This window comes from Pseudomonas sp. PAGU 2196 (assembly GCF_022179005.1).
Classification (GTDB): Bacteria; Pseudomonadota; Gammaproteobacteria; order Pseudomonadales; family Pseudomonadaceae; genus Aquipseudomonas; species Aquipseudomonas kermanshahensis.
The window spans coordinates 281,717-304,365 of record NZ_BNTL01000002.1; the positions used below are offsets into that span (position 1 = coordinate 281,717).

Below are 22,649 nucleotides of genomic sequence, written 5' to 3' on the forward strand. Positions count from 1 at the left end.
CCTTGCGGTTGGCGGACTACGTACGCATGCGGGTGATGCGGACCACACCGGTCAAGGTACGCAGCTTCTTGATCACTCGTGCCAGGTGCACGCGGTCGTGCACGCTGACCACCAGTTGGACCACGCTGATACGGCCGTCGCGTTCGTCCATGCTGATCTTCTCGATGTTGCCGTCGGCGGCATTGACGCTGCTGGCCAGCAGCGCAATCAGGCCGCGCTGGTGCTCCAGCTCGACACGCAGCTCGACATTGAATTCGCCAGCGATGTCCTTGGCCCAGGAGAGTTGCACGCACTTCTCTGGGTTGTGGCGAATTTCACTGATGTTGCGGCAGTTCTCCAGGTGCACGACCATGCCTTTGCCCGCCGACAGGTGGCCGACGATCGGGTCACCGGGGATCGGCGTGCAGCATTTGGCGTAGCTAAGCACCAGGCCTTCGGTACCGCGAATGGCCAGCGGGCCTTCCGGCGTTGGCAGCTGTTCGCCTTCGGCCGACAGCAGGCGCCGCGCCACCACATAGGCCATGCGGTTGCCCAGGCCGATGTCTTCGAGCAGGTCTTCGATAAGCTCCAGGCGGTACTCGGCGAGAATCGCCTGAATGCGCTCCTGCGGGATCTTTTCGAGGCTGCTGTCGAAGCCGGTCAGCACCTTGTTCAGCAGGCGTTCGCCGAGGCTGATGGACTCGGAGCGGCGCTGTTGCTTGAGGGCGTGGCGGATGTGCGTGCGTGCCTTGCCGGTGACCACGAAGTTGAGCCAGGCCGGGTTCGGCCGGGCGCCCGGCGCGCTGACGATCTCTACCGTCGAACCGCTTTGCAGGGGCTCAGACAGTGGCGCCAGGCGGCGGTTGATGCGGCAGGCGATGCAACTGTTGCCCACGTCGGTGTGCACCGCATAGGCGAAGTCGACGGCCGTGGAGCCTTTCGGCAGCTCCATGATCCGGCCCTTGGGCGTAAAGACATAGACCTCGTCCGGGAACAGGTCGATCTTCACGCTCTCGATGAATTCCAGCGAGTTGCCCGCGCGCTGCTGCAGTTCGAGGATGCCCTTGACCCACTGTCGGGCCCGCGCGTGGCTGCCTTTTGGCTGCTCGTCGTCGTTGGACTTGTACAGCCAGTGGGCGGCGATGCCGTTGTTGGCCATCTCTTCCATCTCGCGGGTGCGGATCTGGATTTCGATGGGCACGCCGTGCATGCCGAACAGCGTAGTGTGCAACGACTGGTAGCCGTTGGCCTTGGGGATCGCGATGTAGTCCTTGAAGCGACCGGGCAGCGGCTTGTACAGGTTGTGCACGGCGCCGAGCACGCGGTAGCAGGTGTCGACCTTGTCGACGATGATGCGGAAGGCGTACACGTCCATGATCTCGTTGAAGGCGCGGCGCTTGCCGCGCATCTTCTTGTAGATGCCATAGAGGTGTTTCTGCCGGCCGCTGACCTCGCCCTGGATGCCGTCGGCAGCCAGGCAGTTGGCCAGCGATTGTTCGATTTTAGCGACGATCTCTTTGCGGTTGCCGCGGGCGCTCTTGACCGCCCGGTGAATCAGCGACGAACGCATTGGGTGCATGGCCTTGAAGCCAAGGTCTTCGAATTCGACGCGCACGGTGTGCATGCCCAGCCGGTTGGCGATGGGTGCGTAGATTTCGAGGGTTTCCTTGGCAATGCGCCGGCGTTTTTCACCGGACAGCACTTCCAGCGTGCGCATGTTGTGCAGGCGGTCGGCCAGCTTGACCAGGATCACGCGGATATCGCGGGCCATGGCCATGGCCATTTTCTGGAAGTTCTCGGCCTGCGCCTCGGCCTTGGTCTCGAAGTTCATCTGGGTCAGCTTGCTGACCCCATCGACCAGTTCGGCAACCGTCTCGCCAAATTGCTGGCAGAGGGCTTCCTTGGCGATGCCGGTGTCTTCGATCACATCGTGCAGCATGGCGGCCATCAGGCTCTGATGGTCCATGTGCATGTCGGCGAGGATGCTGGCCACGGCCAGCGGGTGGGTCACGTAGGGTTCGCCGCTGCGGCGGCGCTGCCCGTCGTGGGCCTGCTCGGCGTAGAAATAGGCGCGCCGAACCAGGTTGACCTGTTCGGGGCCCAGGTAGGTCGACAGCCGTTCGGCTAAGGCTTCTATACCCGGCATGGGTTCACCTCTTGCAGAGGAAGAGGGCCTTGTGCCGCGCGACGTCGACCTGGCATCAATCAGACAGCCTCGTTGGACTCGTCCTCGAACGCGGCGAAGACCGGATCCTCGGTGACGATCTCTTCAGCAGCGATGAACTCGTTGGTGACGATGCCTTCGGCGATTTCACGCAGGGCAACAACGGTCGGCTTGTCGTTTTCCCACGCGACGCGTGGCTCTTTGCCGCCGGTCGCCAGCTGACGGGCGCGCTTGGTCGAGAGCATGACCAGCTCAAAGCGGTTATCCACGTGTTCCAGGCAGTCTTCAACAGTTACGCGGGCCATGGTCTTCCTCAGTAGCAATTGCGGTGGGCGTGCAGCCCAATATGGGCAGGCGGACTCGATAGTATAAAAATTCACCAGCCAATAGGGAAGCGCTGTTTTGCCACGCGCGGATCAGGCCAGCCCCTGTGGGGGCGGGTTTAGCCGCGAAAGGGCCGCAACAGACACCCTCCTCTTGTATCTCACAACATCGCGTCGCGCAACCGCGGGGTCAATTCCTCGAACAATGTCTGCACCGAGCGCAACGCCCGGCAATCGGGCCGGGTCAACAGCCACAGCTGGGTGTCGCAACCGGGCAGCGGGCCGCTCAGCGCATCGACGCCAGGCAAGGCATGCACCATGTAGTCGGGCAGCGCCGCCACGCCCAGCCCGGTGCTGACCAGTTGCGCAATGGTCGACATGCCGCTGCATTGGTAGCGTGGGCTCAACCCAGGGTATTGCTGGTTGCGCCAGACCACGGTCGGGTGGTCCTGCATCGAGTCGTCCGGGGCAATCCACGGCACGCTGCTGGCCGACTCGGTCAGCCGTTCACGCCACTGCGGCTGGCCGCAGATCACGTAGGAGGTCGAACCCAGGCAGCGGCCTACCAGGTGTTCGGGCGGCGTATTGGTCAGGCGCAGGGCGATGTCGGCATCGCGCCGGCTGAGGTTGGCGAAGGTGTTGGAGGTGCCCATTTCCAGCGACAACGCGGGGTAATTGGGCATGAAGTCGGCCAATGCCGGCAGCAGCAGGCTGTGCATTACCGCCTCGGTGCAGGTCAGCCGCACCGTACCGCTGACCACCTGTTCGCCGCTGGTCATGGCGATGCGCGCGGCCTCCAGGGCCTGTTCGGCGCGCTCGGCCTGCTCGGCCAGAGCCTGGGCGGTGTCGGTGGGCAGGTAGCCTTTACGGCTTTTGACGAACAGCGCGGTGCCCAGTGCCGACTCGAGGCGACGGATCGAGCGGAACACCGTCGAGACGTCCACCTTGAGCAGTTCGGCAGCCTTGGCCAACGAGCGGCCACGTTCCAGGGCCAGGACCAGGGAGAGGTCGGCGTGGGTAATCTGATATTGCATTGATGCACGCTCTGCTTGCCGAAATGCCAATGTCTGTTGCGTTGAGGCCATTTTATAGTGGAACCGCCCCTGGGAATCAATGCGCCCGGTCGGGCAACCAATCCCCACGATGGGAAAGTGAAAAAAACAACAGCTGCAACCATCGTCGCCCGTGAGGCGCCAGCCGTATCCCCACATCGCCGCAGCAAATCAAAGGATGTACACCATGACGTCGGTCACCCCGTGCGCCAGTTCTTCCAGCGAGATGAAAGACTTCCTCCAGGCCCATCCGGATACGCAGTATGTCGATCTGCTGATCTCCGACATGAATGGCGTGGTACGCGGCAAGCGCATCGAGCGGGCCAGCCTGCACAAGGTGTACGAAAAAGGCATCAACCTGCCGGCGTCACTGTTTGCCCTCGACATCAACGGTTCGACCGTTGAAAGCACCGGCCTGGGCCTGGACATTGGCGATGCCGACCGCATCTGCTACCCGATCCCCGGCACGCTGTGCAACGAGCCGTGGCAGAAACGCCCGACCGCTCAGCTGCTGATGACCATGCACGAGATCGAAGGCCAGCCTTTCTTTGCCGACCCGCGCGAAGTGCTGCGCCAGGTGGTCAGCAAGTTCGACGACCTGGGCCTGGATATCTGCGCCGCGTTCGAGCTTGAGTTCTACTTGATCGACCAGGACAACCTCAACGGCCGCCCGCAACCGCCGCGCTCGCCTATTTCGGGCAAGCGCCCGCAGTCGACCCAGGTGTACCTGATCGACGACCTCGACGAATACGCCGACTGCCTGCAAGACATGCTCGAAGCGGCCAAGGAGCAAGGCCTGCCGGCCGATGCCATCGTCAAGGAAAGCGCCCCGGCGCAGTTCGAGGTCAACCTGCACCACGTTGCCGACCCGCTGAAGGCCTGCGACTACGCGATCCTGCTCAAGCGCCTGATCAAGAACGTGGCCTACGACCATGAGATGGACACCACCTTCATGGCCAAGCCCTACCCGGGCCAGGCGGGCAACGGGCTGCACGTGCACATCTCGCTGCTGGACAAGAAAACCGGCAAGAACATCTTCGCCAGCAGCGACCCGCTGGAAAGCGACGCGCTGCGCCACGCCATCGGTGGCGTGCTGGAGACCATGCCGGCGTCGATGGCCTTCCTCTGCCCGAACATCAACTCGTACCGCCGCTTCGGCGCGCAGTTCTATGTGCCCAACGCGCCGAGCTGGGGCCTGGACAACCGCACCGTCGCGGTTCGCGTGCCGACCGACAGCAGCGAGAACGTGCGCATCGAGCACCGTGTGGCCGGCGCTGACGCCAACCCTTACCTGATGCTCGCGGCCATTCTCGCCGGTATCCACCACGGCCTGACCAGCAAGGTCGAGCCGGGTGAGCCGATTGAAGGCAACTCGTACGAACAACTGGAACAGAGCCTGCCGAACAACCTGCGCGATGCCCTGCGCGCGCTGGATGACAGCGAAGTGCTCAATCAATACATCAGCCCGGATTACATCGATATCTTCGTCGCCTGCAAGGAAAGCGAGCTGGCCGAGTTTGAAGTGTCGATCTCCGACCTCGAGTACAACTGGTACCTGCACACGGTGTAAGCCCATGAGCGCAAATGCGGTCCCCTTGATCGGTATCAGCGCCTGCCGCCAGCAGGTGGGGAAGAACTCGTCGCACACGGTGGGCGACAAGTATGTCGAGGCGGCCGGCTTTGCCGGGCTGCCGCTGATTTTGCCGGCGCGCGACGGGGGCAGTGATACCCCCGCGCTGCTGGCCCAGCTCGACGGCATTCTTTTTACTGGCTCGCCTTCAAATATCGAACCGCATCATTACAATGGCGCCCCCAGCGTGGAGGGTACCCGGCATGATCGCGCGCGCGATCGCCTGACCCTGCCGCTGCTGCAGGCGGCGATTGCCGCCGGTGTGCCGGTGTTCTGCATTTGCCGTGGGTTCCAGGAATTGAATGTGGCCCTTGGCGGCACCTTGCACCAGCGTGTGCAGGAGCTGCCGGGCTACCTTGACCACCGCGAACCTGAGGACGCACCCCTGGAGGTGCAATACGGCCCTCGTCACCCCGTTGGCATCGCGCCTGGCGGGTTGTTCGAGCGCCTGGGCCTGGCTGCGCAATTCGAGGTCAACTCGTTGCACAGCCAGGGCATCGACCGCCTGGCCCCTGGGCTGCGCGTCGAGGCGCGGGCCCCGGATGGCCTGATCGAAGCGGTGTCGATGCCAGATGCGCCGGGCTTCGTGCTTGGCGTGCAGTGGCACCCCGAATGGCGTTTTGCCGAAAACCCGGTCTCCCGGCGCCTTTTCCAGGCGTTCCGCGAGGCCTGTATTGCCCATGCTGCACGGGAGGGTACGCGCCAGAAGGCATTCTGACGTCACCCGAAAGTCTCGGATGACGCACCCCCCTGTTGCAAGCTTTCAATGAGTGAAAGCGGGCCTTGTACGCAAGGCCCGCGAAAACAATTCCAAAATTTACGGCACATACTCATGAGCGATTACACAGAAGCCGGCCGCCCACCCGATGTGGCGGCCGACGCGGGCAACACCCAGCGCAGCAAGGGCTTGGCCAAAGGCCGCCTGGGCTTGTTGGCCAGCGTGGTGCTGGGCATTTCCACCATCGCCCCGGTCTATACCCTGACCGGCGCGCTTGGCCCAACCGTGCGAGAGGTCGGTGCCCACCTGCCTGCGGTATTCATCGTTGGCTTCCTGCCGATGCTGCTGGTCGCCCTCGGCTATCGCGAGCTGAATTCGGCAGAGCCGGACAGCGGCACCTCGTTCACCTGGTCGGCGCGCGCCTTTGGCCCGATGATCGGCTGGATCGGGGGCTGGGGATTGGTGGTCGCCACCACCATCGTGCTGTCGAACCTGGCAGGCGTGGCGGTCGACTTCTTCTACCTGTTCCTGGGGCAGATCACCGGCAACCATGGCCTGGCGGCCTTGGCGGATAACCTGCTGATCAACATCAGTACCTGTTGCGTGTTCATCGCCCTGGCGGTGTGGATCTGCTGTCGCGGCATAGCCACCACCATGACGGTGCAGTACGGCCTGGTGGCCCTGCAGTTGCTGGTGCTGATCGGCTTTGCCTTCGCCGCCTTCGGTGGCACCACTGCGCCGCCACCGCTGGAATTCGATTTTGCCTGGTTCAACCCGTTCGGTGTCGAGTCGTTCTCGGCCTTTGCCGCGGGGCTTTCACTGTCGATCTTCATCTTCTGGGGCTGGGACACCTGCCTGACCGTCAGCGAAGAGTCGGTGGGCAGCGAAGAGGTTCCGGGCAAGGCCGCTACTTGGACCGTGATGTTGATCCTCGGCCTGTACCTGTTCACCGCCATCGCCACCCTGCAGTTTGCCGGTATCAGCGAAACGGGCCTGGGCCTGAACAACCCGCGCATCCAGGAGAACGTCTTTGCCCACCTGGCCGGCCCGGTCATGGGGCCGCTGGCGATCCTGATGTCCATCGCCGTGCTGGCCAGCACCGCAGCGTCGCTGCAGTCGACCTTCGTGGCACCGGCGCGCACCCTGTTGGCCATGGGTTACTACGGTGCGGTACCGCCTAAGTTCGCCAGCGTTTGCCCGCGTTCGCAAACCCCGCGCTATGCCACCATCTGCGCCGGGCTGGCCGCCGGCCTGTTCTACGTGACCATGCGTACCCTGAGTGAGAACGTGCTGGCCGACACCATCACCGCGCTGGGCATGATGATCTGCTTCTACTATTCGCTGACTGCGTTTGCCTGCGTCTGGTACTTCCGCGACAGCCTGTTCGACAGCGTGCGCCACTTCGTCATGCGCGGCCTGTGCCCGCTGGTCGGTGGGGTCATCTTGTCGGTGATCTTCGCGCGTACCGCGATCGACAGCGCCTCGCCAGACTTCGGCAGCGGCTCGCATGTGGGTGGGCTGGGGCTGGTGTTCGTGATTGCCGCGATCATTTCGGTGCTGGGCATCGGGCTGATGCTGCTGTCGCGGATGCGGGCGCCGGCGTACTTCCTGGGGGCGACCTTGCGTCAGCAGGCGACCCTGCCGCTGGCGGAGTAATGCAGAGGGGCGCTTTGCGCCCCATTCGCGGGACAAGCCCGCTCCCACAGGATCACCGCTGCCTTCAATGTCGGCGCAGTATGTGTAGGAGCAGCCTTGCGCTGCGAATGGGCTGCAAAGCAGCCCCGCTCGGTCTCTCAGGAGAGCAGTTCTTTCAGCAGCCCACCGTGGCGCTGCTGTTGCTTCTTCAACTGCAGGCGGTTCGAGCGGAACACCGCCTTCAACTCCTCCAGCGCGACGCCGAAGTCATCATTGATGATCAGGTAATCGTACTCGTCGTAATGCACCATCTCGCTGACCGCTTCTTTCATGCGCCCGGCGATGATCTCCTCACTGTCCTGCCCACGCCCATCCAGGCGCTGACGCAGCGCTTCCTGGCTGGGTGGCAGGATGAACACCGAGAGTGCCTCGGGCATCAGCTTGCGCACCTGCTGGGCACCTTGCCAGTCGATTTCCAGGATCAGGTCGAAGCCCTGGTCGAGGGTCTGCTGCAGCGCGCTGCGCGAGGTGCCGTAGAAGTTGCCGAACACTTCGGCATGCTCGAGGAAGTCGCCTTGCTCGATCAGTGCCTTGAATTCTTCGTGCACGACGAAGTGGTAGTTCACCCCGTGCTGCTCACCCGGGCGCATGGCGCGGGTGGTGTGCGAGACCGAGACGCGGATTTGCTTGTCGTCCTGGGTCAGGGCCGTTACCAGGCTGGTCTTGCCGGCACCCGAAGGGGCCGAAACGATGTAGAGGGTGCCGCTGCTGTGATTCATGGTCGGGGTGGCCTTACTCGATGTTCTGTACTTGTTCACGCATCTGTTCGATCAATACCTTCAGGTTGACCGCCGCTTGCGTGCTACGCGGGTCGAATGCCTTGGAGCCGAGGGTATTGGCTTCGCGGTTGAGTTCCTGCATCAGGAAGTCCAGGCGCCGGCCGGCCGCGCCGCCCGACTTGAGCACGCGGCGCACTTCGGTGACGTGGGTGGCGAGGCGGTCGAGCTCTTCGGCGACGTCGCTCTTTTGCGCCAGCAGCACCATCTCCTGCTCCAGGCGTTGTGGGTCGAGCTCAGCCTGCATGTCGCCGAAGCGGTCGAGAATTTTCTGCCGCTGGGCCGCCAGCATCTGCGGCACCAGGGCGCGCAGGGTGGTGACCTCGGTGGTCATGTTGTCCAGGCGTTCGTTGATCAGCCGGGCCAGCTCCTGGCCTTCACGCAGGCGCCCGGCCTTGAGCTCGGCCAGCGCGTCGTCGAACAGCGCCACGGCCTCGGCGTTCAGCGCCTGCGGGTCGCTGGCGTCGGCGACCAGCACGCCCGGCCACGACAGCACTTCCAGGGGATTCAGCGGGGCCGGCTGCTTGATCAGGCCAGCCACCTCTTCGGCGGCGGCGACCAGCTGTGCGGCGCGCTCACGGTCCACTTTCAGTGGCTTGCCGGTGCTGTCTTCGTTGAGACGCAAGGTGCATTCCACCTTGCCGCGCGACAGCCCCTGGCGCAGGCCTTCGCGTACCGCGCCTTCGAGGTCGCGCAGGGCCTCGGGCAGGCGCAGGTGCGGCTCCAGGTAGCGGTGGTTGACCGAGCGCAGCTCCCAGACCAGGGTGCCTTGGCTGCCGGCGCGCTCGACACGAGCAAAAGCGGTCATGCTGTGCACCATGGGGAGTACCTCGCGTAGATGAATGAACAGGGAAGCCTCTCGGCTGCAAGGCGCAGGATTGTAGCGCAGTGGGGCCTCGGCGCCCAATCCAGCCATGTTACAGAGGGCGAAATGCGCAGTGGGAAAAGGCGACAGGCTGTCAGGGGCGCGACAATAGGCGTGTCCTCCCGCAGCTGCGAGCTCTATAATGCTCGGCAGATTCAAGTCCCAGTACAGGTATCCCAGATGAAACGTCCAAGTGGTCGCGCCGCCGATCAGCTCCGCTCGATCCGCATCACCCGCAACTACACCAAGCACGCCGAAGGGTCGGTACTGGTCGAGTTCGGTGACACCAAGGTCATCTGCACGGTCAGCGTGGAGAATGGTGTGCCCCGCTTCCTCAAAGGCCAGGGCCAAGGCTGGCTGACAGCCGAATACGGCATGCTGCCGCGCTCCACCGGCGAGCGTAACCAGCGCGAAGCCAGCCGTGGCAAGCAGGGCGGCCGCACCCTGGAAATCCAGCGCCTGATCGGCCGCTCCCTGCGCGCCGCGCTGGACATGAGCAAGCTCGGTGACATCACCCTGTACATCGACTGCGATGTAATTCAGGCCGACGGTGGCACCCGCACTGCGTCGATCACCGGTGCCATGGTCGCCCTGTGCGATGCGCTGGCCGTGATCAAGAAGCGTGGCGGCCTCAAGGCTGGCAACCCGCTCAAGCACATGATCGCCGCGGTTTCCGTGGGCATGTACCAAGGCGAGGCCGTGCTGGACCTGGACTACCTGGAAGACTCCGCCGCCGAGACCGACCTGAACGTGGTCATGACCAGCGCCGGTGGTTTCATCGAGGTACAGGGCACCGCCGAGGGCGCGCCGTTCCAGCCTGAAGACCTGAACGCCATGCTCGCCGTGGCGCAGAAGGGCATGAACGAGATCTTCGAACTGCAGCAGGCCGCCCTGGCCGACTGACTGTTTCTGTAGATACGAAAAAGCCGACATTGATGTCGGCTTTTTCGTATCTGAATACAACTCAGATGGTCAACGTCCAGTCATAGTCCACAATCAGCGGCGCATGCTGCGAGAAGCGCGGCTGACGCGGCAGGCGGGCGTTACGCACGAAGCGGCGCAGGCCTGGGGTGAGGATCTGGTAGTCGAACCGGTAGCCCAGGTTGAGCATCTCGGCCTGTTCGTTGTCCGGCCACCAGCTGTACTGGTCGCCTTCACGGCTGACTTCACGCAGGGCATCCACGTAGCCCATCTCGCCCGTGATCGCGTCCATCCAGGCACGCTCCGGTGCCAGGAAGCCAGGCGATTGCTGGCTGTCGCGCCAGTTTTTGATGTCGAGCTTCTGCTGCGCCACGTAGAACGAGCCGCAATAGATGTACTCGCGACGCTTGCGCCGCTGTTTGTCCAGGTACTTGGCGAAGTCGTCCATCAACTTGAATTTCTGGTTCAAGTCTTCGTCGCCGTTCATGCCCGAAGGCAGCAGCAGGCTGGCAATACTGACTTTGTCGAAATCTGCTTGCAGGTAACGCCCGTAACGGTCGGCTGTCTCGAAGCCCAGGCCGGTGATGACTGCCTTGGGCTGCATGCGCGAGTAAAGGGCTACGCCACCTTGGGCGGGCACCTCCGCGTCGCAGGCATAAAGGAAATAGCCATCGAGCTGGAAAGCTGGGTCGTCGAGTTCAAAGGCCGAGGCGCGGGTATCCTGAAGGCAGATGACGTCGGCATTCTGGGCTTGCAGCCAGCTGAGCAAACCACGCTCGGCCGCAGCCTGAATGCCATTTACGTTCACACTGATGATCCGCATAAATGGCCCCAAAAATCTCGTGCGTGTATGATACCCGAGCTCAACTCATTTAGCTAAATCCGTGGTGTCCGGGACTTTCCATGCAGCCGTATCAGCGCGACTTCATTCGTTTTGCCATCGACCGCGGCGTTCTGCGCTTCGGCGAATTCACCCTGAAATCGGGGCGTACCAGCCCGTACTTCTTCAATGCCGGCCTGTTCAACACAGGTTCTGCACTGGCGCAGTTGGGCCGTTGCTACGCGGCGGCCATCGTCGATAGCAAGATCCCATTCGACGTGCTGTTTGGCCCAGCCTACAAGGGTATCCCCCTGGCGGCGACCACCGCCGTGGCCTTGGCCGATCAGCATCAGCTCGACGTGCCATGGTGCTTCAACCGTAAAGAAGCCAAGGATCACGGCGAAGGCGGCAGCCTGGTTGGCGCGCCTTTGGCGGGTGACGTACTGATCATCGACGACGTGATCACGGCCGGCACGGCCATCCGTGAAGTCATGCAGATCATCAATGCCCAGCAGGCCAAGGCCGCTGGCGTGCTGATCGCGCTTAACCGCGAAGAGCGCGGCAATGGCGAGCTGTCGGCGATCCAGGAAGTGGAGCGTGACTTTGGTATTCCGGTGGTCAGCATCGTTTCGCTGACCCAAGTGCTGGAGTTCCTCGCCGATGATCCGCAGCTCAAGCAGCATCTGCCTGCTGTTGAGGCGTATCGGGCGCAGTACGGGATCTGATTCCGGCTCGGTAATAAAAAAGGCGACCTTTGCGGGTCGCCTTTTTTGTTTCTGCCTGTTCCGGCCTCTTCGCGGGGCAAGCCCGCTCCCACAAGACCTCCGCTGAACCTGAATTCAGCGGGCACCTGTGGGAGCGGGCTTGCCCCGCGAAGAGGCCGGGACAGACTAAGCAATCACTCAGCGCGGCTTGCGGTTGGTGATCAGGGTACCCACGCCGCTGTCGGTGAAGATCTCCAGCAGCACCGCATTCGGCACGCGGCCGTCGATGATGTGCGAGCTGTTCACGCCACCCTGCACCGCATCCAGTGCGCACTTGATCTTCGGCAGCATGCCGCCGTAGATGGTGCCGTCGGCGATCAGTTCGTTGACTTGCTCAGTGGTCAGGCCGGTCAGCACCTGGCCCTGTTTATCCATCAGGCCGGCGATGTTGGTCAGCAGCATCAGCTTCTCGGCTTTCAGTGCCTCGGCTACCTTGCCCGCCACCAGGTCGGCGTTGATGTTGTACGACTCACCGTTAGCGCCTACGCCGATCGGCGCGATCACCGGGATGAAGTCACCCTTGACCAGCATGTTCAGCAGGTCGGTGTTCACGCTCACGACTTCGCCGACGTGGCCGATGTCGATGATTTCCGGGGTGGTCATCTCTGGCGTCTGGCGGCTGACGGTCAGCTTCTTGGCGCGGATCAGCTCCGCGTCCTTGCCGGTCAGGCCGATGGCGCTGCCGCCGTGGCGGTTGATCAGGTTGACGATGTCCTTGTTGACCTGGCCGCCCAAGACCATCTCGACCACGTCCATGGTGGCCGAGTCGGTCACGCGCATGCCGTCGATGAAGTGGCTTTCGATCGACAGGCGCTTGAGCAGGTCACCGATCTGTGGGCCACCACCGTGGACCACCACCGGGTTGATGCCCACAGCCTTCATCAGGACGATGTCACGGGCGAAGCCGGTTTTGAGCTCCTCGCTCTCCATCGCGTTGCCGCCGTACTTGATCACCAGTGTCTTGCCGACAAAGCGGCGGATGTAAGGCAGTGCTTCGGACAAAACTTCGGCTACATGGGAAGCGGCATCGCGATCGAGGGTCATGCAGGGCTCCTGTAAGGAACAGATAGTCGGTCAGAACGGCAGTTGCAGCTCAGGGGCAACCCGCAGCAACTGGGCGCGGAAAACATCCTTGATACGTTGCAATTCGGCGTCGTTGTCGGCCTCGAAACGCAGCACCAGCACCGGCGTGGTGTTGGAGGCGCGTACCAGGCCCCAGCCGTGGGCGTAGTCGACCCGCACACCGTCGATGGTGGTCAGGTTGGCCGCGCCCCAGTCGGCGTCGCGTTGCAGTGCATCAATGATGCTGAATTTACCCTCGTCGGTCACATCAATATTGATTTCCGGCGTGGAAATATCGTTCGGGAACGCTGCGAACAGGCTTTCGGCGTCTTGCCCGGCCTTACTGAGGATCTCCAGCAGGCGTGCGGCACTGTAGATGCCATCGTCGAAACCGTACCAGCGTTCCTTGATGAAGATGTGCCCGCTCATCTCGCCGGCCAGCAACGAACCGGTCTGTTTCATCTTCTTCTTGATCAGCGAGTGGCCGGTCTTCCACATCAGCGCGCGGCCGCCATGCTGTTCGATCAGCGGGGTCAGGCGACGGGTGCATTTGACGTCGAAGATGATCTCGGCGCCCGGGTTGCGCGACAGCACGTCCTGGGCAAACAGCATCAGCAGGCGGTCGGGGTAGACGATGGTGCCAGTGTTGGTCACCACGCCTACGCGGTCGCCGTCACCGTCGAACGCCAGGCCGATGTCGGCCCCGGTTTCCTTGACCTTGGCGATCAGGTCCGCAAGGTTTTCCGGCTTGCCTGGGTCTGGGTGGTGGTTAGGGAAGTGACCGTCCACTTCGCAGAACAGCGGGATAACGTCGCAGCCCAGGGCTTCGATCAGCTGCGGGGCGATGACGCCGGCAGCGCCGTTGCCGCAGTCCACCACCACCTTGAGCTTTTTCGCCAGCTTCACGTCGCCGACGATTTGCTGGTAATAGCGCTCGAGGATTTCGACCTTTTCCACGCTGCCTTCGCCACGGCTCAGGTCGTTGGTTTTCAGGCGGGTCTGCAGGGCCTGGATCTGTTCGTTGGCCAGGGTGTCGCCTGCGATTACGATCTTGAAGCCGTTGTAGTCCGACGGGTTGTGGCTGCCGGTGAGCATCACGCCCGATGTGCCGGCCAGCACGTTGGCAGCGTAGTACAGCGCCGGGGTCGGCACCAGGCCGACATCGCTAACCTGGCAGCCAGCGTCGGCCAGGCCTTTGATCAGCTGTTCCACCAGCATTGGGCCGGACAAGCGGCCATCGCGGCCAACGGAAATCTTGGGCTCGCCCTGAGCGAGGGTCTGCGCGCCGATGGCGCGGCCGATCCAGTAGGCGGTTTCGGCATGGAGGGTCTTGCCGACCACGCCGCGAATGTCATAAGCGCGGAAAATGCTGTCCGGCAGTGCGGGGACCAGGTGGGCCATTTCGTTCATCTCTGGAAGCTCCATTAGTCAAAGGCTGTCTGGGCAGGCGCAAACTGAACGCTTGGACGGTGGTTTCGCCAGAGAGTTCGCCATCCTTGGCCTGAACGGTCAGCTGTCGGCTCAGTGGCTGCCGGAGTGGCCGAAGCCGCCAGTGCCACGCTGGCTTTCGTCGAAGGCTTCGACGATGTCGAAATGCGCCTGCACCACCGGCACCAGCACCAACTGGGCGATACGCTCGCCAATGGCGATGGTGAACGGGGTGTTGCCGCGGTTCCAGCACGACACCATCAGCTCGCCCTGGTAGTCCGAGTCGATCAGGCCAACCAGGTTGCCCAGCACGATGCCGTGCTTATGGCCCAGGCCAGAGCGTGGCAGGATCATGGCTGCCAGGCCCGGGTCGCCGATGTAGATCGACAGGCCGGTGGGGATCAGCAGGGTCTGGCCGGGCTCGAGGACGGTGTCCTCCTTGAGCAGGGCGCGCAGGTCCAGGCCGGCAGAGCCTGGGGTGGCGTACTGCGGCAGGGGGAATTCAGTGCCCAGGCGTGGGTCGAGGATCTTGGCTTGAAGAGCGTGCATGTAACTTATTGAACCTGGTTGAGCCGTTCGGCGATGAAGGCGACTAGCTGCCGGGCGATCTTGCCCTTGCTGGTCTGCGCAAAGAGGGTCTGGTGCTGCTGGCGGTCGATCACGGTCAAGGCGTTCTCTTCGCTGTTGAAACCGATGCTGGGGTTGGCCACATCATTGGCGACGATCAGGTCGAGATTCTTGTCCTTGAGCTTGCGTGTGGCGTAATCGAGCAGGTGTTCGGTCTCGGCGGCGAAGCCAACGCTGAACGGGCGGTCGCCACGGCCAGCGATGGTCGCAAGGATATCGGGATTACGCACCATCTGCAGCAGCATGCCGTCGCCGGTCGTAGGATCTTTCTTGAGTTTTTGCGTGGCAACCACCTCTGGCCGGTAGTCCGCGACCGCTGCCGAGGCAATGAACAGGTCGCAGGGCATGGCCGCTTCACAGGCCGCGAGCATGTCCCGCGCGCTGACCACGTCGATGCGGTTGACCCGGTCGGGGGTGGGCAGGTGCACCGGGCCGGTGACGAGGGTCACCCGAGCACCGGCTTCGGCGGCCGCTTCGGCCAGGGCGAAGCCCATCTTCCCGGAGCTATGATTGGTGATGTAGCGGACCGGGTCGATGTTTTCCTGGGTTGGGCCGGCAGTGATCAGCACGTGTTTGCCGGTCAGCGTCTGGCGCTTGAAGCTTTCGGCGGCGCACCAGGCCAGGTCGGTGGCTTCGAGCATACGGCCAAGGCCTACGTCGCCACAGGCTTGGCTGCCGGAGGCTGGGCCGAACACCTGGATGCCGCGGCTTTTGAGCAGGTCGAGGTTGGCCTGGGTGGCCGGGTCACGCCACATCGCCTGGTTCATGGCCGGGGCGACGGCAACGGTGGCATCGGTGGCCAGGATCAGGGTGGTCAGCAGGTCGTCGGCCATGCCTTGGGCCATGCGCGCCATGAGGTCGGCCGTGGCGGGGGCGATGAGAACCAGGTCGGCCCACTTGGCCAGCTCGATATGGCCCATGGCCGCTTCGGCGGCGGGGTCGAGCAGGTCCATGTGCACCGGGTGGCCGGACAGCGCCTGCAGGGTCAGCGGGGTGATGAACTCTGCACCGCCACGGGTCATGACGACGCGCACCTGCGCGCCGTGCTCCAGGAGTCGGCGGATCAGTTCGGCGCTTTTGTAGGCGGCAATGCCGCCACCGACGCCGAGGACGATGCGCTTGTGATACAGCCGCTGCATAGGCTTTTGCCTTTTTCCAGTGAAAGCGGGCGGCGACAAGAACTGCCTGCGGCAGAACGTCGCATGTACGAGGCGAAATAGATTAACACAGGGCCCAAACGTGCCGCAGCAGGACCAAGGAGCGGGGATGAGTATCAGGGAATGGCCGGCTGAAGAACGGCCGAGGGAGAAGTTGTTGTTGCGGGGGGCGGCGGTGCTGTCGGACGCCGAGCTGGTAGCGGTGCTGCTGGGCTCGGGCGTTGCCGGGCGTAACGTGCTGGAGCTGGCGCGGGGGTTACTGGTTCGCTTTGGGGGCCTGAGGCCATTTTTGGAGGCTGATCGCCAAGCCATTTTGCGCGAGCCAGGTCTTGGGCCCGTGAAGTACGCCCAGTTGCAGGCACTTCTGGAGATTGGCCGGCGCTACCTGGATGAGACGATCGAGCGCACGCCGGCTCTGGAGAGCCCGGAGGCGGTGCGACGCTACCTCAAGGCCATGCTGCGCCATGAGCCCAGTGAGGTGTTTGGCTGCCTATTTCTGGATACCAAGCACCGGCCGCTGGCGTTCGAGATCCTGTTCAGGGGGACGATCGACCGGGCCAGTATCTACCCACGGGAAGTGGTGCGCCGAGCGTTGCTGCACAACGCAGCGGCGTTGATCCTGTGCCATAACCACCCGTCGGGCAACAGCGAGCCCAGCCAGGATGATGTGCACATGACGTTGGCGCTAAAGCGCGCGTTAGGGCTGATCGATGTACGGGTGCTGGACCACATCATCGTGGGCGATGGCGAGCCGTTGTCGATGGTGGAGGAGGGGTGGATCGTTGCTTAGCGGTGTACTTGTGCCGGCCTCTTCGCGGGGCAAGCCCGCTCCCACAGGTACCGCACAGCATTCAAAGGCTGTGAGGTCCTTGTGGGAGCGGGCTTGCCCCGCGAAGAGGCCGGCACAGGCTTACTTGGTCACCGAAACCTTGCTGAAATCCAACCGCCCAAACGGGCTCACCTGGTACCCCTCGACCCCCTGGCGCAGCAGGGTCGCCGCGGTCGGGTGCGCCAGCGGCACCCACAGCGCCTGCTGCTGGATCAGCGTCTGCGCCTGCTGGTACAGCCGGCTGCGTACGCTCTGGTCATTGGTGGTGCGCCCGGCGTTGATCAGCTGGTCGAGGCGGCTGTCGCAGAACCGTGCAAAGTTGGTCCCCGACTTCACCGCCGCACAGGAAAACTGCGGGCTGAGGAAGTTGTCCGGGTCGCCGTTGTCACCCGCCCAGCCCATGAACAGCAAGTCATGCTCGCCGGCCTTGGCGCGGCGGATCAGCTCGCCCCACTCGATCACGCGGATTTCGGCCTTGATGCCGATCTTGCCCAGGTCGGCCTGCAGCATCTGCGCGCCAAGGCTGGGGTTGGGGTTGAGCAGGCTGCCCGAAGGGCGGGTCCAGATCGTGGTGCTGAAGCCGTCAGGCAGGCCAGCCTTGGTCAGCAAGGCCTTGGCCTTTTTCAGGTCCAAGGGGTAGCCGGGCAGGTCCTTGGCGTAGCTCCAGGTGTTGGGCGGGTAGGGACCGTTGGCGGCCGTCGCGGTGCCTTCGAACACCGCCTTGAGGTAAGCCTGTTTGTCGAAGGCCAGGTTGATGGCCTGGCGCACCTCTGGCTTGTCCAGGGGCGGGTGTTCGCTGTTGATGGCGACAAAGGCGGTCATGAAGGCCGGCGTGCTGGCTACCGTGAGGTTGCCATCCTTGCCGGCTTCAGCGATGTCCAGCGGCTTGGGCGAGAGGGCTACCTGGCACTCGTTGCGCTTGAGTTTTTGCAGGCGCACGTTGGCATCGGTGGTGATGGCGAAGATCAGCGGGTCGACCGCAGGCTTGCCGGCGAAGTAGTCGGGGTTGGCGCGATAGCGCACCACGGCGTCCTTCTGGAAACGCTGGAAGACGAACGGCCCGGTGCCGATCGGCTGGCTGTTGAGCTTGTCCGGCGTGCCCGCCTTGAGCAGATCGTCGGCATACTCGGCGGAATAAATGGAGGCAAAGCCCATGCTCAAGGTGGCCAGGAACGTGGCATCCGGGTGGGTCAGGGTGAAGCGCACAGTGTGCGGCTCAGGGGCATCGATCGACTTGATCAGGCTGCCCAGTTGCAGCGATTGCGCATGCGGGTAACCGCCCGGCGCAGTCTTGTGCCAGGCGTGGGCTGGGTAGAGCATGCGCTGGAAGCTGAACAGCACGTCGTCGGCGTTCAGCTCGCGGGTCGGCTTGAAGTAGGCGGTGGTGTGAAACTTCACGTCATCGCGCAGCTTGAAGTCGTAGATCAGGCCGTCTGCCGACACCGTCCAGCTCGCCGCCAGGCTAGGGACAACCTTGCCTTGGCCGGCGTCGAACTCCACCAACCGGTTCATCAGCACGTCGGCCGAGGCATTGGTGGTGGTCAGCGAGTTGTACTGGACCACGTCGAAGCCTTCGGGGCTGGCTTCGCTGCAGACACTCAGCGGGGCTGCCTGGGCGATGCCGGCGGCAAACAGGGAGGTAAACAATAAGGAAAAGGCGGCGGCACGCATCGTGACTCCTTGGCTGTCAGTGGCCCATCTGCCAGTGCAGTCTGGAAACGTCCTACCCTAGTGTGCGCATCAGCAAATGACCACCCTCTTTTTCTGTCGGCTGGCGACGAGTGGTCGACAGTGCGCCGCGCTAGTCGCTATGCTGCTCGCGCACGATTTGCCTCAGCTAGATGCTCATCATCTGTTGTTGCAATGCAGTCTTTCTGGTATAAAGCAGCGCTCTTTTCTAGGGGCTCGGCCTGTCGCATCAGCGGATCCGGTCGATAAGACCTCCAGAATCACGGCGCCTGGCGCCAAAGACTGAGAGATTAAGCGGCCAACCCATGCCGGGTTGGGCATGTGGTTTTAGAGGGCTGAGTCATGTCGAGAGTCTGTCAAGTTACTGGTAAGGGTCCAGTAACCGGGAACAACATTTCCCACGCAAACAACAAAACCCGTCGTCGTTTCCTGCCGAACCTGCAGCACCACCGTTTCTGGGTTGAATCCGAGAAGCGTTTCGTGCGTCTGCGCGTTTCCGCCAAGGGCATGCGTATCATCGACAAGCGCGGCATCGACGCCGTTCTGGTTGACATCCGTAAAGCTGGCGCCAAGGTTTAAGGGAGAACATCATGCGTGAATTGATCCGTCTGGTTTCGAGTGCCGGTACCGGCCACTTCTACACCACCGACAAGAACAAGCGCACCACTCCGGACAAAATCGAGATCAAGAAATATGATCCGGTTGTTCGCAAGCACGTGGTGTACAAGGAAGCCAAGATCAAGTAATTGATCGGCAACCTTAAAAAAACCCCGCATCCGAAAGGACGCGGGTTTTTTTTTGCCTGCCAGGACCCTTACTTCTGCTCGAACATCACGTAGATCTTGCGGCAAGGCTCCAGCACCTCCCAGGTGCCTTTGAAGCCGGCCGGGATGACGAACCGATCACCGGCGCGCAGGGTCTTGGCGCCGCCATCCTGGTCGCGCAGCACCGAAACGCCCTGCACGATCTCGCAATATTCGTGCTCGGTATAGTTCACGGTCCACTGCCCGACTTCACCTTCCCAGACACCCGCCGCAAACTGGCCGCACGGGCTGGAGTAGTGGTTATAGACGGCCTGGTCGGGCTCGCCCTTGAGGATTTTCTCTGCCGCCGGGCGGTAGCGTTCAGCCTCGGTCAGAACCTGGGCGAAGTCGATGATGCTGGCGATGCTCATGGTGCGGCTCCTGTTGTTGTTTAATAAAATGAACATCAGTAGGCTTTTAGGCCTTTCGTGTCAAATATATTGATAGTTTACACAGGCTGGTTTAGGGTGTCGTTTGCCCGTGCGCGCGCGTCGCTCGGCCAGAATTCTGACAACGCCAGTGAGTCCTCAGTGCGGCGTTGCACCTAAACAAGAGGAGGAGTTTCGTATGACCACCCTGACTCGTGCGGACTGGGAACAACGTGCCCAGCAACTGAAGATCGAAGGCCGTGCCTTCATCAACGGCGAATACACCGACGCCGCATCCGGTGAGACCTTCGAGTGCCTGAGCCCGGTCGACGGACGCTTCCTGGCCAAGGTCGCCAGCTGCGACCTGGCTGACGCCAACCGTGCCGTCGAGAACGCCCGCGCCACTTTCGATTCCGGCGTCTGGTCGCGCCTGGCTCCGGCCAAGCGCAAGGCCAAGCTGATCCGCTTCGCCGACTTGCTGCGCAAGAACGTCGAAGAGCTGGCACTGCTCGAAACCCTGGACATGGGCAAGCCGATCGGCGACTCCTCGACCATCGACGTCCCAGGCGCGGCACAAGCCCTGCACTGGAATGCCGAAGCCATCGACAAGGTCTACGACGAAGTCGCACCGACGCCGCATGACCAACTCGGCCTGGTAACCCGTGAGCCGGTGGGCGTCGTCGGCGCCATCGTGCCGTGGAACTTCCCGCTGCTGATGGCTTGCTGGAAGCTCGGCCCGGCCCTGGCCACCGGTAACTCGGTGGTGCTCAAACCGTCCGAAAAATCGCCACTGACCGCCATCCGCATCGCCCAGCTGGCCATCGAAGCCGGCATCCCGGCCGGTGTGCTGAACGTGTTGCCAGGCTACGGCCACACTGTCGGCAAGGCCCTGGCCCTGCACATGGACGTCGACACCCTGGTGTTCACCGGTTCCACCAAGATCGCCAAGCAACTGATGATCTACGCCGGCGAATCGAACATGAAGCGCATCTGGCTGGAAGCCGGCGGCAAGAGCCCGAACATCGTCTTCGCCGACGCACCGGACCTGCAAGCCGCTGCCGAAGCCGCTGCCAGCGCCATCGCCTTCAACCAGGGCGAAGTCTGCACCGCGGGTTCGCGCCTGTTGGTCGAGCGCTCGATCAAGGACACGTTCCTGCCCCTGGTGGTCGAGGCCCTCAAAGGCTGGAAACCGGGCAACCCACTGGACCCGCAGACCACCGTTGGCGCGCTGGTCGATACCCAGCAGATGAACACCGTGCTGTCGTACATCGACGCGGGCCACAAGGATGGCGCCAAACTGCTGGCCGGCGGCAAGCGCATCCTCGAAGAGACCGGCGGCACTTATGTCGAGCCGACCATCTTCGACGGCGTGACCAATGCCATGAAGATCGCCCAGGAAGAAATCTTTGGCCCCGTGTTGTCGGTGATCACCTTCGACACGGCCGAAGAAGCCATCGCCATTGCCAACGACACGCCGTACGGCCTGGCGGCTGGCATCTGGACCTCGGATATTTCCAAGGCCCACAAGACCGCCCGTGCCGTGCGCGCTGGCAGCGTCTGGGTCAACCAGTACGACGGCGGCGACATGACCGCGCCGTTCGGCGGCTTCAAGCAGTCGGGCAACGGCCGTGACAAGTCGCTGCATGCGCTGGAGAAGTACACCGAGCTGAAAGCGACCTGGATCAAGCTGTAAATCGCTGGGGCCGCGATGCGGCCCATTCGCGGGACAAGCCCGCTCCCACACGTTCACCGCTGATTTCAGAATCGCGGAGTACCTGTGGGAGCGGGCTTGTCCCGCGAATGGGCCCAAGAAAATCCAACAGGGGGAGCACATGCGCTGGGGCACCTACTTCGCCGTACTGGCATCCGTACTCAGCGTCGGCCTTGCGCTCGGCGTGAGCATGCCGCTGGTTTCCCTGCGCCTGGAGGCCTGGGGCTACGGCAGTTTCGCCATCGGCGTAATGGCAGCGATGCCCGCCTTGGGCGTACTGCTGGGTGCCAGCCTGGCCAGCCGCCTGGCTGGTTGGGTCGGCGTGCCTTCGGCCATGCGCCTGTGCCTCTGGGGCGGCGCGCTGTCGATCGGCCTGGTTGCGGTGCTGCCCAGCTACCCGCTGTGGCTGGCCCTGCGCCTGCTGATCGGCATGTCCCTGACTGTGGTGTTCATCCTCGGCGAAAGCTGGATCAACCAATTGGTGGTCGAGCAATGGCGTGGCCGCCTGGTGGCGCTGTATGGCAGCAGTTATGCCTTGAGCCAACTGGCCGGGCCGCTGGTGCTGGGCTTTCTCGGTTCGGACGACGACTTTGGGTTCTGGGCCGCGACCGGCTTGCTGTTGCTGGCACCGCTGGTGCTGTTGGGCCGCGGCGGGGCGCCGACCACTGAAGCCTACAGTGTCACCTTCCGCGACCTGGTCGCTTTCTGCCGCCGCCTGCCGGTGATCGCTTGGGCAATCGCCCTGTTTGCCTCGTTCGAGGCGATGATCCTGACCTTGCTGCCGGTCTACAGCCTGCAGCAAGGGTTCACCACCGAGGTTGCCTTGTTCATGGTGAGCACGGTGGTGGTGGGCGATGCAGTGCTGCAGTTGCCGATCGGCGCGCTGGCTGACCACATGTCGCGGCGCACCCTGTTCACCGGTTGTGCGGTGACCTTGATGTGTTCCAGCCTGGCGATTCCGTTGCTGCTGCACACGCCGGTGATCTGGCCGCTGTGGGTGCTGTTCGGGGCCAGTGCCGGGGGGTTGTTCACCCTGTCGCTGGTGCTGATCGGCGAGCGTTATCGGGATGATGCGCTGGTACGTGCCAATGCCCATGTGGCGCAGCTGTGGGGCATCGGTTGCCTGCTCGGGCCGCTGTTGGCCGGGGCGGGTAGCCAGTGGATCAGCGGGCATGCGTTGCCGTTGTTGATGGCTATTGGGGCCGCAGGGCTGGTGGTGTTGACCCGTCGGCGCGGTGCCTTCGAACCTGCGCCTGCTTGATGTTCTT

Annotated in this window: 21 protein-coding genes and 1 pseudogene; 10 read left to right on the forward strand and 12 right to left on the reverse strand. The window is 63.1% G+C overall.

The features are described from left to right. Window positions 1–16: 16 nt before the first annotated feature. From spoT to MFF34_RS02770, 3 genes are all read right to left on the reverse strand, one after another. Window positions 17–2,125, reverse strand: a complete 2,109-nt coding sequence (gene spoT, locus MFF34_RS02760; RefSeq protein ID WP_027592150.1) for a bifunctional GTP diphosphokinase/guanosine-3',5'-bis pyrophosphate 3'-pyrophosphohydrolase — start codon at window positions 2,123–2,125, stop codon at window positions 17–19. Window positions 2,126–2,184: 59 nt separating this feature from the next. Beyond that, window positions 2,185–2,448: a DNA-directed RNA polymerase subunit omega gene (gene rpoZ / locus MFF34_RS02765; RefSeq protein WP_012312123.1), complete on the reverse strand. Its 264-nt coding sequence runs from the start codon at window positions 2,446–2,448 to the stop codon at window positions 2,185–2,187. A 179-nt stretch (window positions 2,449–2,627) separates the two neighbouring features. Beyond that, a complete protein-coding gene (locus tag MFF34_RS02770; protein WP_027592151.1) occupies window positions 2,628–3,500 on the reverse strand; it encodes a LysR family transcriptional regulator in 873 nt (290 codons plus the stop codon). Between the two features lie 244 nt (window positions 3,501–3,744). Between MFF34_RS02770 and MFF34_RS02775 the strand changes: the two genes are divergently transcribed. From MFF34_RS02775 to MFF34_RS02785, 3 genes are all read left to right on the forward strand, one after another. After that, complete coding sequence (locus MFF34_RS02775; protein ID WP_371097094.1) at window positions 3,745–5,088, forward strand: glutamine synthetase family protein; 1,344 nt, start codon at window positions 3,745–3,747, stop codon at window positions 5,086–5,088. 4 nt (window positions 5,089–5,092) lie between these two features. Next, window positions 5,093–5,866: a gamma-glutamyl-gamma-aminobutyrate hydrolase family protein gene (locus MFF34_RS02780; protein ID WP_099455723.1), complete on the forward strand. Its 774-nt coding sequence runs from the start codon at window positions 5,093–5,095 to the stop codon at window positions 5,864–5,866. 114 nt (window positions 5,867–5,980) lie between these two features. Beyond that, complete coding sequence (locus MFF34_RS02785; RefSeq protein ID WP_027592154.1) at window positions 5,981–7,522, forward strand: APC family permease; 1,542 nt, start codon at window positions 5,981–5,983, stop codon at window positions 7,520–7,522. A gap of 137 nt (window positions 7,523–7,659) precedes the next feature. Here MFF34_RS02785 and gmk read toward each other — a convergent pair whose 3' ends face one another. Further along, window positions 7,660–8,280 (reverse strand): guanylate kinase, encoded by a 621-nt coding sequence (gmk, locus tag MFF34_RS02790; protein WP_027592155.1) that lies wholly within the window; start codon window positions 8,278–8,280, stop codon window positions 7,660–7,662. 13 nt (window positions 8,281–8,293) lie between these two features. Continuing rightward, window positions 8,294–9,157, reverse strand: a complete 864-nt coding sequence (locus MFF34_RS02795) for a YicC/YloC family endoribonuclease (protein ID WP_085272162.1) — start codon at window positions 9,155–9,157, stop codon at window positions 8,294–8,296. 225 nt (window positions 9,158–9,382) lie between these two features. On the opposite strand from MFF34_RS02795, the gene rph reads away from it, so the two are divergent. Beyond that, window positions 9,383–10,105 (forward strand): ribonuclease PH, encoded by a 723-nt coding sequence (gene rph, locus MFF34_RS02800; protein WP_027592157.1) that lies wholly within the window; start codon window positions 9,383–9,385, stop codon window positions 10,103–10,105. 61 nt (window positions 10,106–10,166) lie between these two features. Here rph and MFF34_RS02805 read toward each other — a convergent pair whose 3' ends face one another. Further along, window positions 10,167–10,946 carry an exodeoxyribonuclease III gene (locus MFF34_RS02805; RefSeq protein WP_003253401.1) on the reverse strand — a complete coding sequence of 260 codons (780 nt, stop codon included), beginning with the start codon at window positions 10,944–10,946 and terminating at the stop codon, window positions 10,167–10,169. A gap of 80 nt (window positions 10,947–11,026) precedes the next feature. Between MFF34_RS02805 and pyrE the strand changes: the two genes are divergently transcribed. Continuing rightward, window positions 11,027–11,668, forward strand: coding sequence for an orotate phosphoribosyltransferase (gene pyrE / locus MFF34_RS02810; RefSeq protein WP_008091580.1), 642 nt, complete (start codon window positions 11,027–11,029; stop codon window positions 11,666–11,668). A 177-nt stretch (window positions 11,669–11,845) separates the two neighbouring features. Here the strand turns inward: pyrE and argB are convergent, their stop codons facing one another. From argB to coaBC, 4 genes and pseudogenes are all read right to left on the reverse strand, one after another. Beyond that, window positions 11,846–12,751: an acetylglutamate kinase gene (argB, locus tag MFF34_RS02815; protein ID WP_027592158.1), complete on the reverse strand. Its 906-nt coding sequence runs from the start codon at window positions 12,749–12,751 to the stop codon at window positions 11,846–11,848. Window positions 12,752–12,781: 30 nt separating this feature from the next. Further along, window positions 12,782–14,155 (reverse strand): annotated as a pseudogene (locus MFF34_RS02820) (phosphomannomutase/phosphoglucomutase); the annotation flags it as partial. 135 nt (window positions 14,156–14,290) lie between these two features. Next, a complete protein-coding gene (dut, locus tag MFF34_RS02825) occupies window positions 14,291–14,746 on the reverse strand; it encodes a dUTP diphosphatase (protein ID WP_027592160.1) in 456 nt (151 codons plus the stop codon). 5 nt (window positions 14,747–14,751) lie between these two features. Beyond that, a complete protein-coding gene (gene coaBC / locus MFF34_RS02830; RefSeq protein ID WP_027592161.1) occupies window positions 14,752–15,963 on the reverse strand; it encodes a bifunctional phosphopantothenoylcysteine decarboxylase/phosphopantothenate--cysteine ligase CoaBC in 1,212 nt (403 codons plus the stop codon). Between the two features lie 127 nt (window positions 15,964–16,090). Here coaBC and radC point away from each other — a divergent pair, with 127 nt between their 5' ends. Further along, on the forward strand, window positions 16,091–16,771 hold the full coding sequence (gene radC, locus MFF34_RS02835; protein WP_027592162.1) for a DNA repair protein RadC: 681 nt from the start codon (window positions 16,091–16,093) through the stop codon (window positions 16,769–16,771). A gap of 120 nt (window positions 16,772–16,891) precedes the next feature. On the opposite strand, the gene MFF34_RS02840 is transcribed toward radC, so the two are convergent. Continuing rightward, window positions 16,892–18,481: an ABC transporter substrate-binding protein gene (locus MFF34_RS02840; RefSeq protein ID WP_238210123.1), complete on the reverse strand. Its 1,590-nt coding sequence runs from the start codon at window positions 18,479–18,481 to the stop codon at window positions 16,892–16,894. Between the two features lie 360 nt (window positions 18,482–18,841). Here MFF34_RS02840 and rpmB point away from each other — a divergent pair, with 360 nt between their 5' ends. Both rpmB and rpmG read left to right on the forward strand, forming a co-directional pair. Next, window positions 18,842–19,078 carry a 50S ribosomal protein L28 gene (gene rpmB, locus MFF34_RS02845; protein ID WP_003253504.1) on the forward strand — a complete coding sequence of 79 codons (237 nt, stop codon included), beginning with the start codon at window positions 18,842–18,844 and terminating at the stop codon, window positions 19,076–19,078. Between the two features lie 11 nt (window positions 19,079–19,089). Further along, window positions 19,090–19,245 (forward strand): 50S ribosomal protein L33, encoded by a 156-nt coding sequence (rpmG, locus tag MFF34_RS02850; RefSeq protein ID WP_003253507.1) that lies wholly within the window; start codon window positions 19,090–19,092, stop codon window positions 19,243–19,245. Window positions 19,246–19,313: 68 nt separating this feature from the next. Here the strand turns inward: rpmG and MFF34_RS02855 are convergent, their stop codons facing one another. Continuing rightward, window positions 19,314–19,673 carry a cupin domain-containing protein gene (locus tag MFF34_RS02855; RefSeq protein WP_027592164.1) on the reverse strand — a complete coding sequence of 120 codons (360 nt, stop codon included), beginning with the start codon at window positions 19,671–19,673 and terminating at the stop codon, window positions 19,314–19,316. A gap of 196 nt (window positions 19,674–19,869) precedes the next feature. Between MFF34_RS02855 and MFF34_RS02860 the strand changes: the two genes are divergently transcribed. Next, window positions 19,870–21,363 carry an aldehyde dehydrogenase gene (locus tag MFF34_RS02860; RefSeq protein ID WP_027592165.1) on the forward strand — a complete coding sequence of 498 codons (1,494 nt, stop codon included), beginning with the start codon at window positions 19,870–19,872 and terminating at the stop codon, window positions 21,361–21,363. 139 nt (window positions 21,364–21,502) lie between these two features. Beyond that, on the forward strand, window positions 21,503–22,642 hold the full coding sequence (locus MFF34_RS02865) for an MFS transporter (protein WP_238210126.1): 1,140 nt from the start codon (window positions 21,503–21,505) through the stop codon (window positions 22,640–22,642). The last annotated feature ends 7 nt before the right edge of the window (window positions 22,643–22,649 follow it).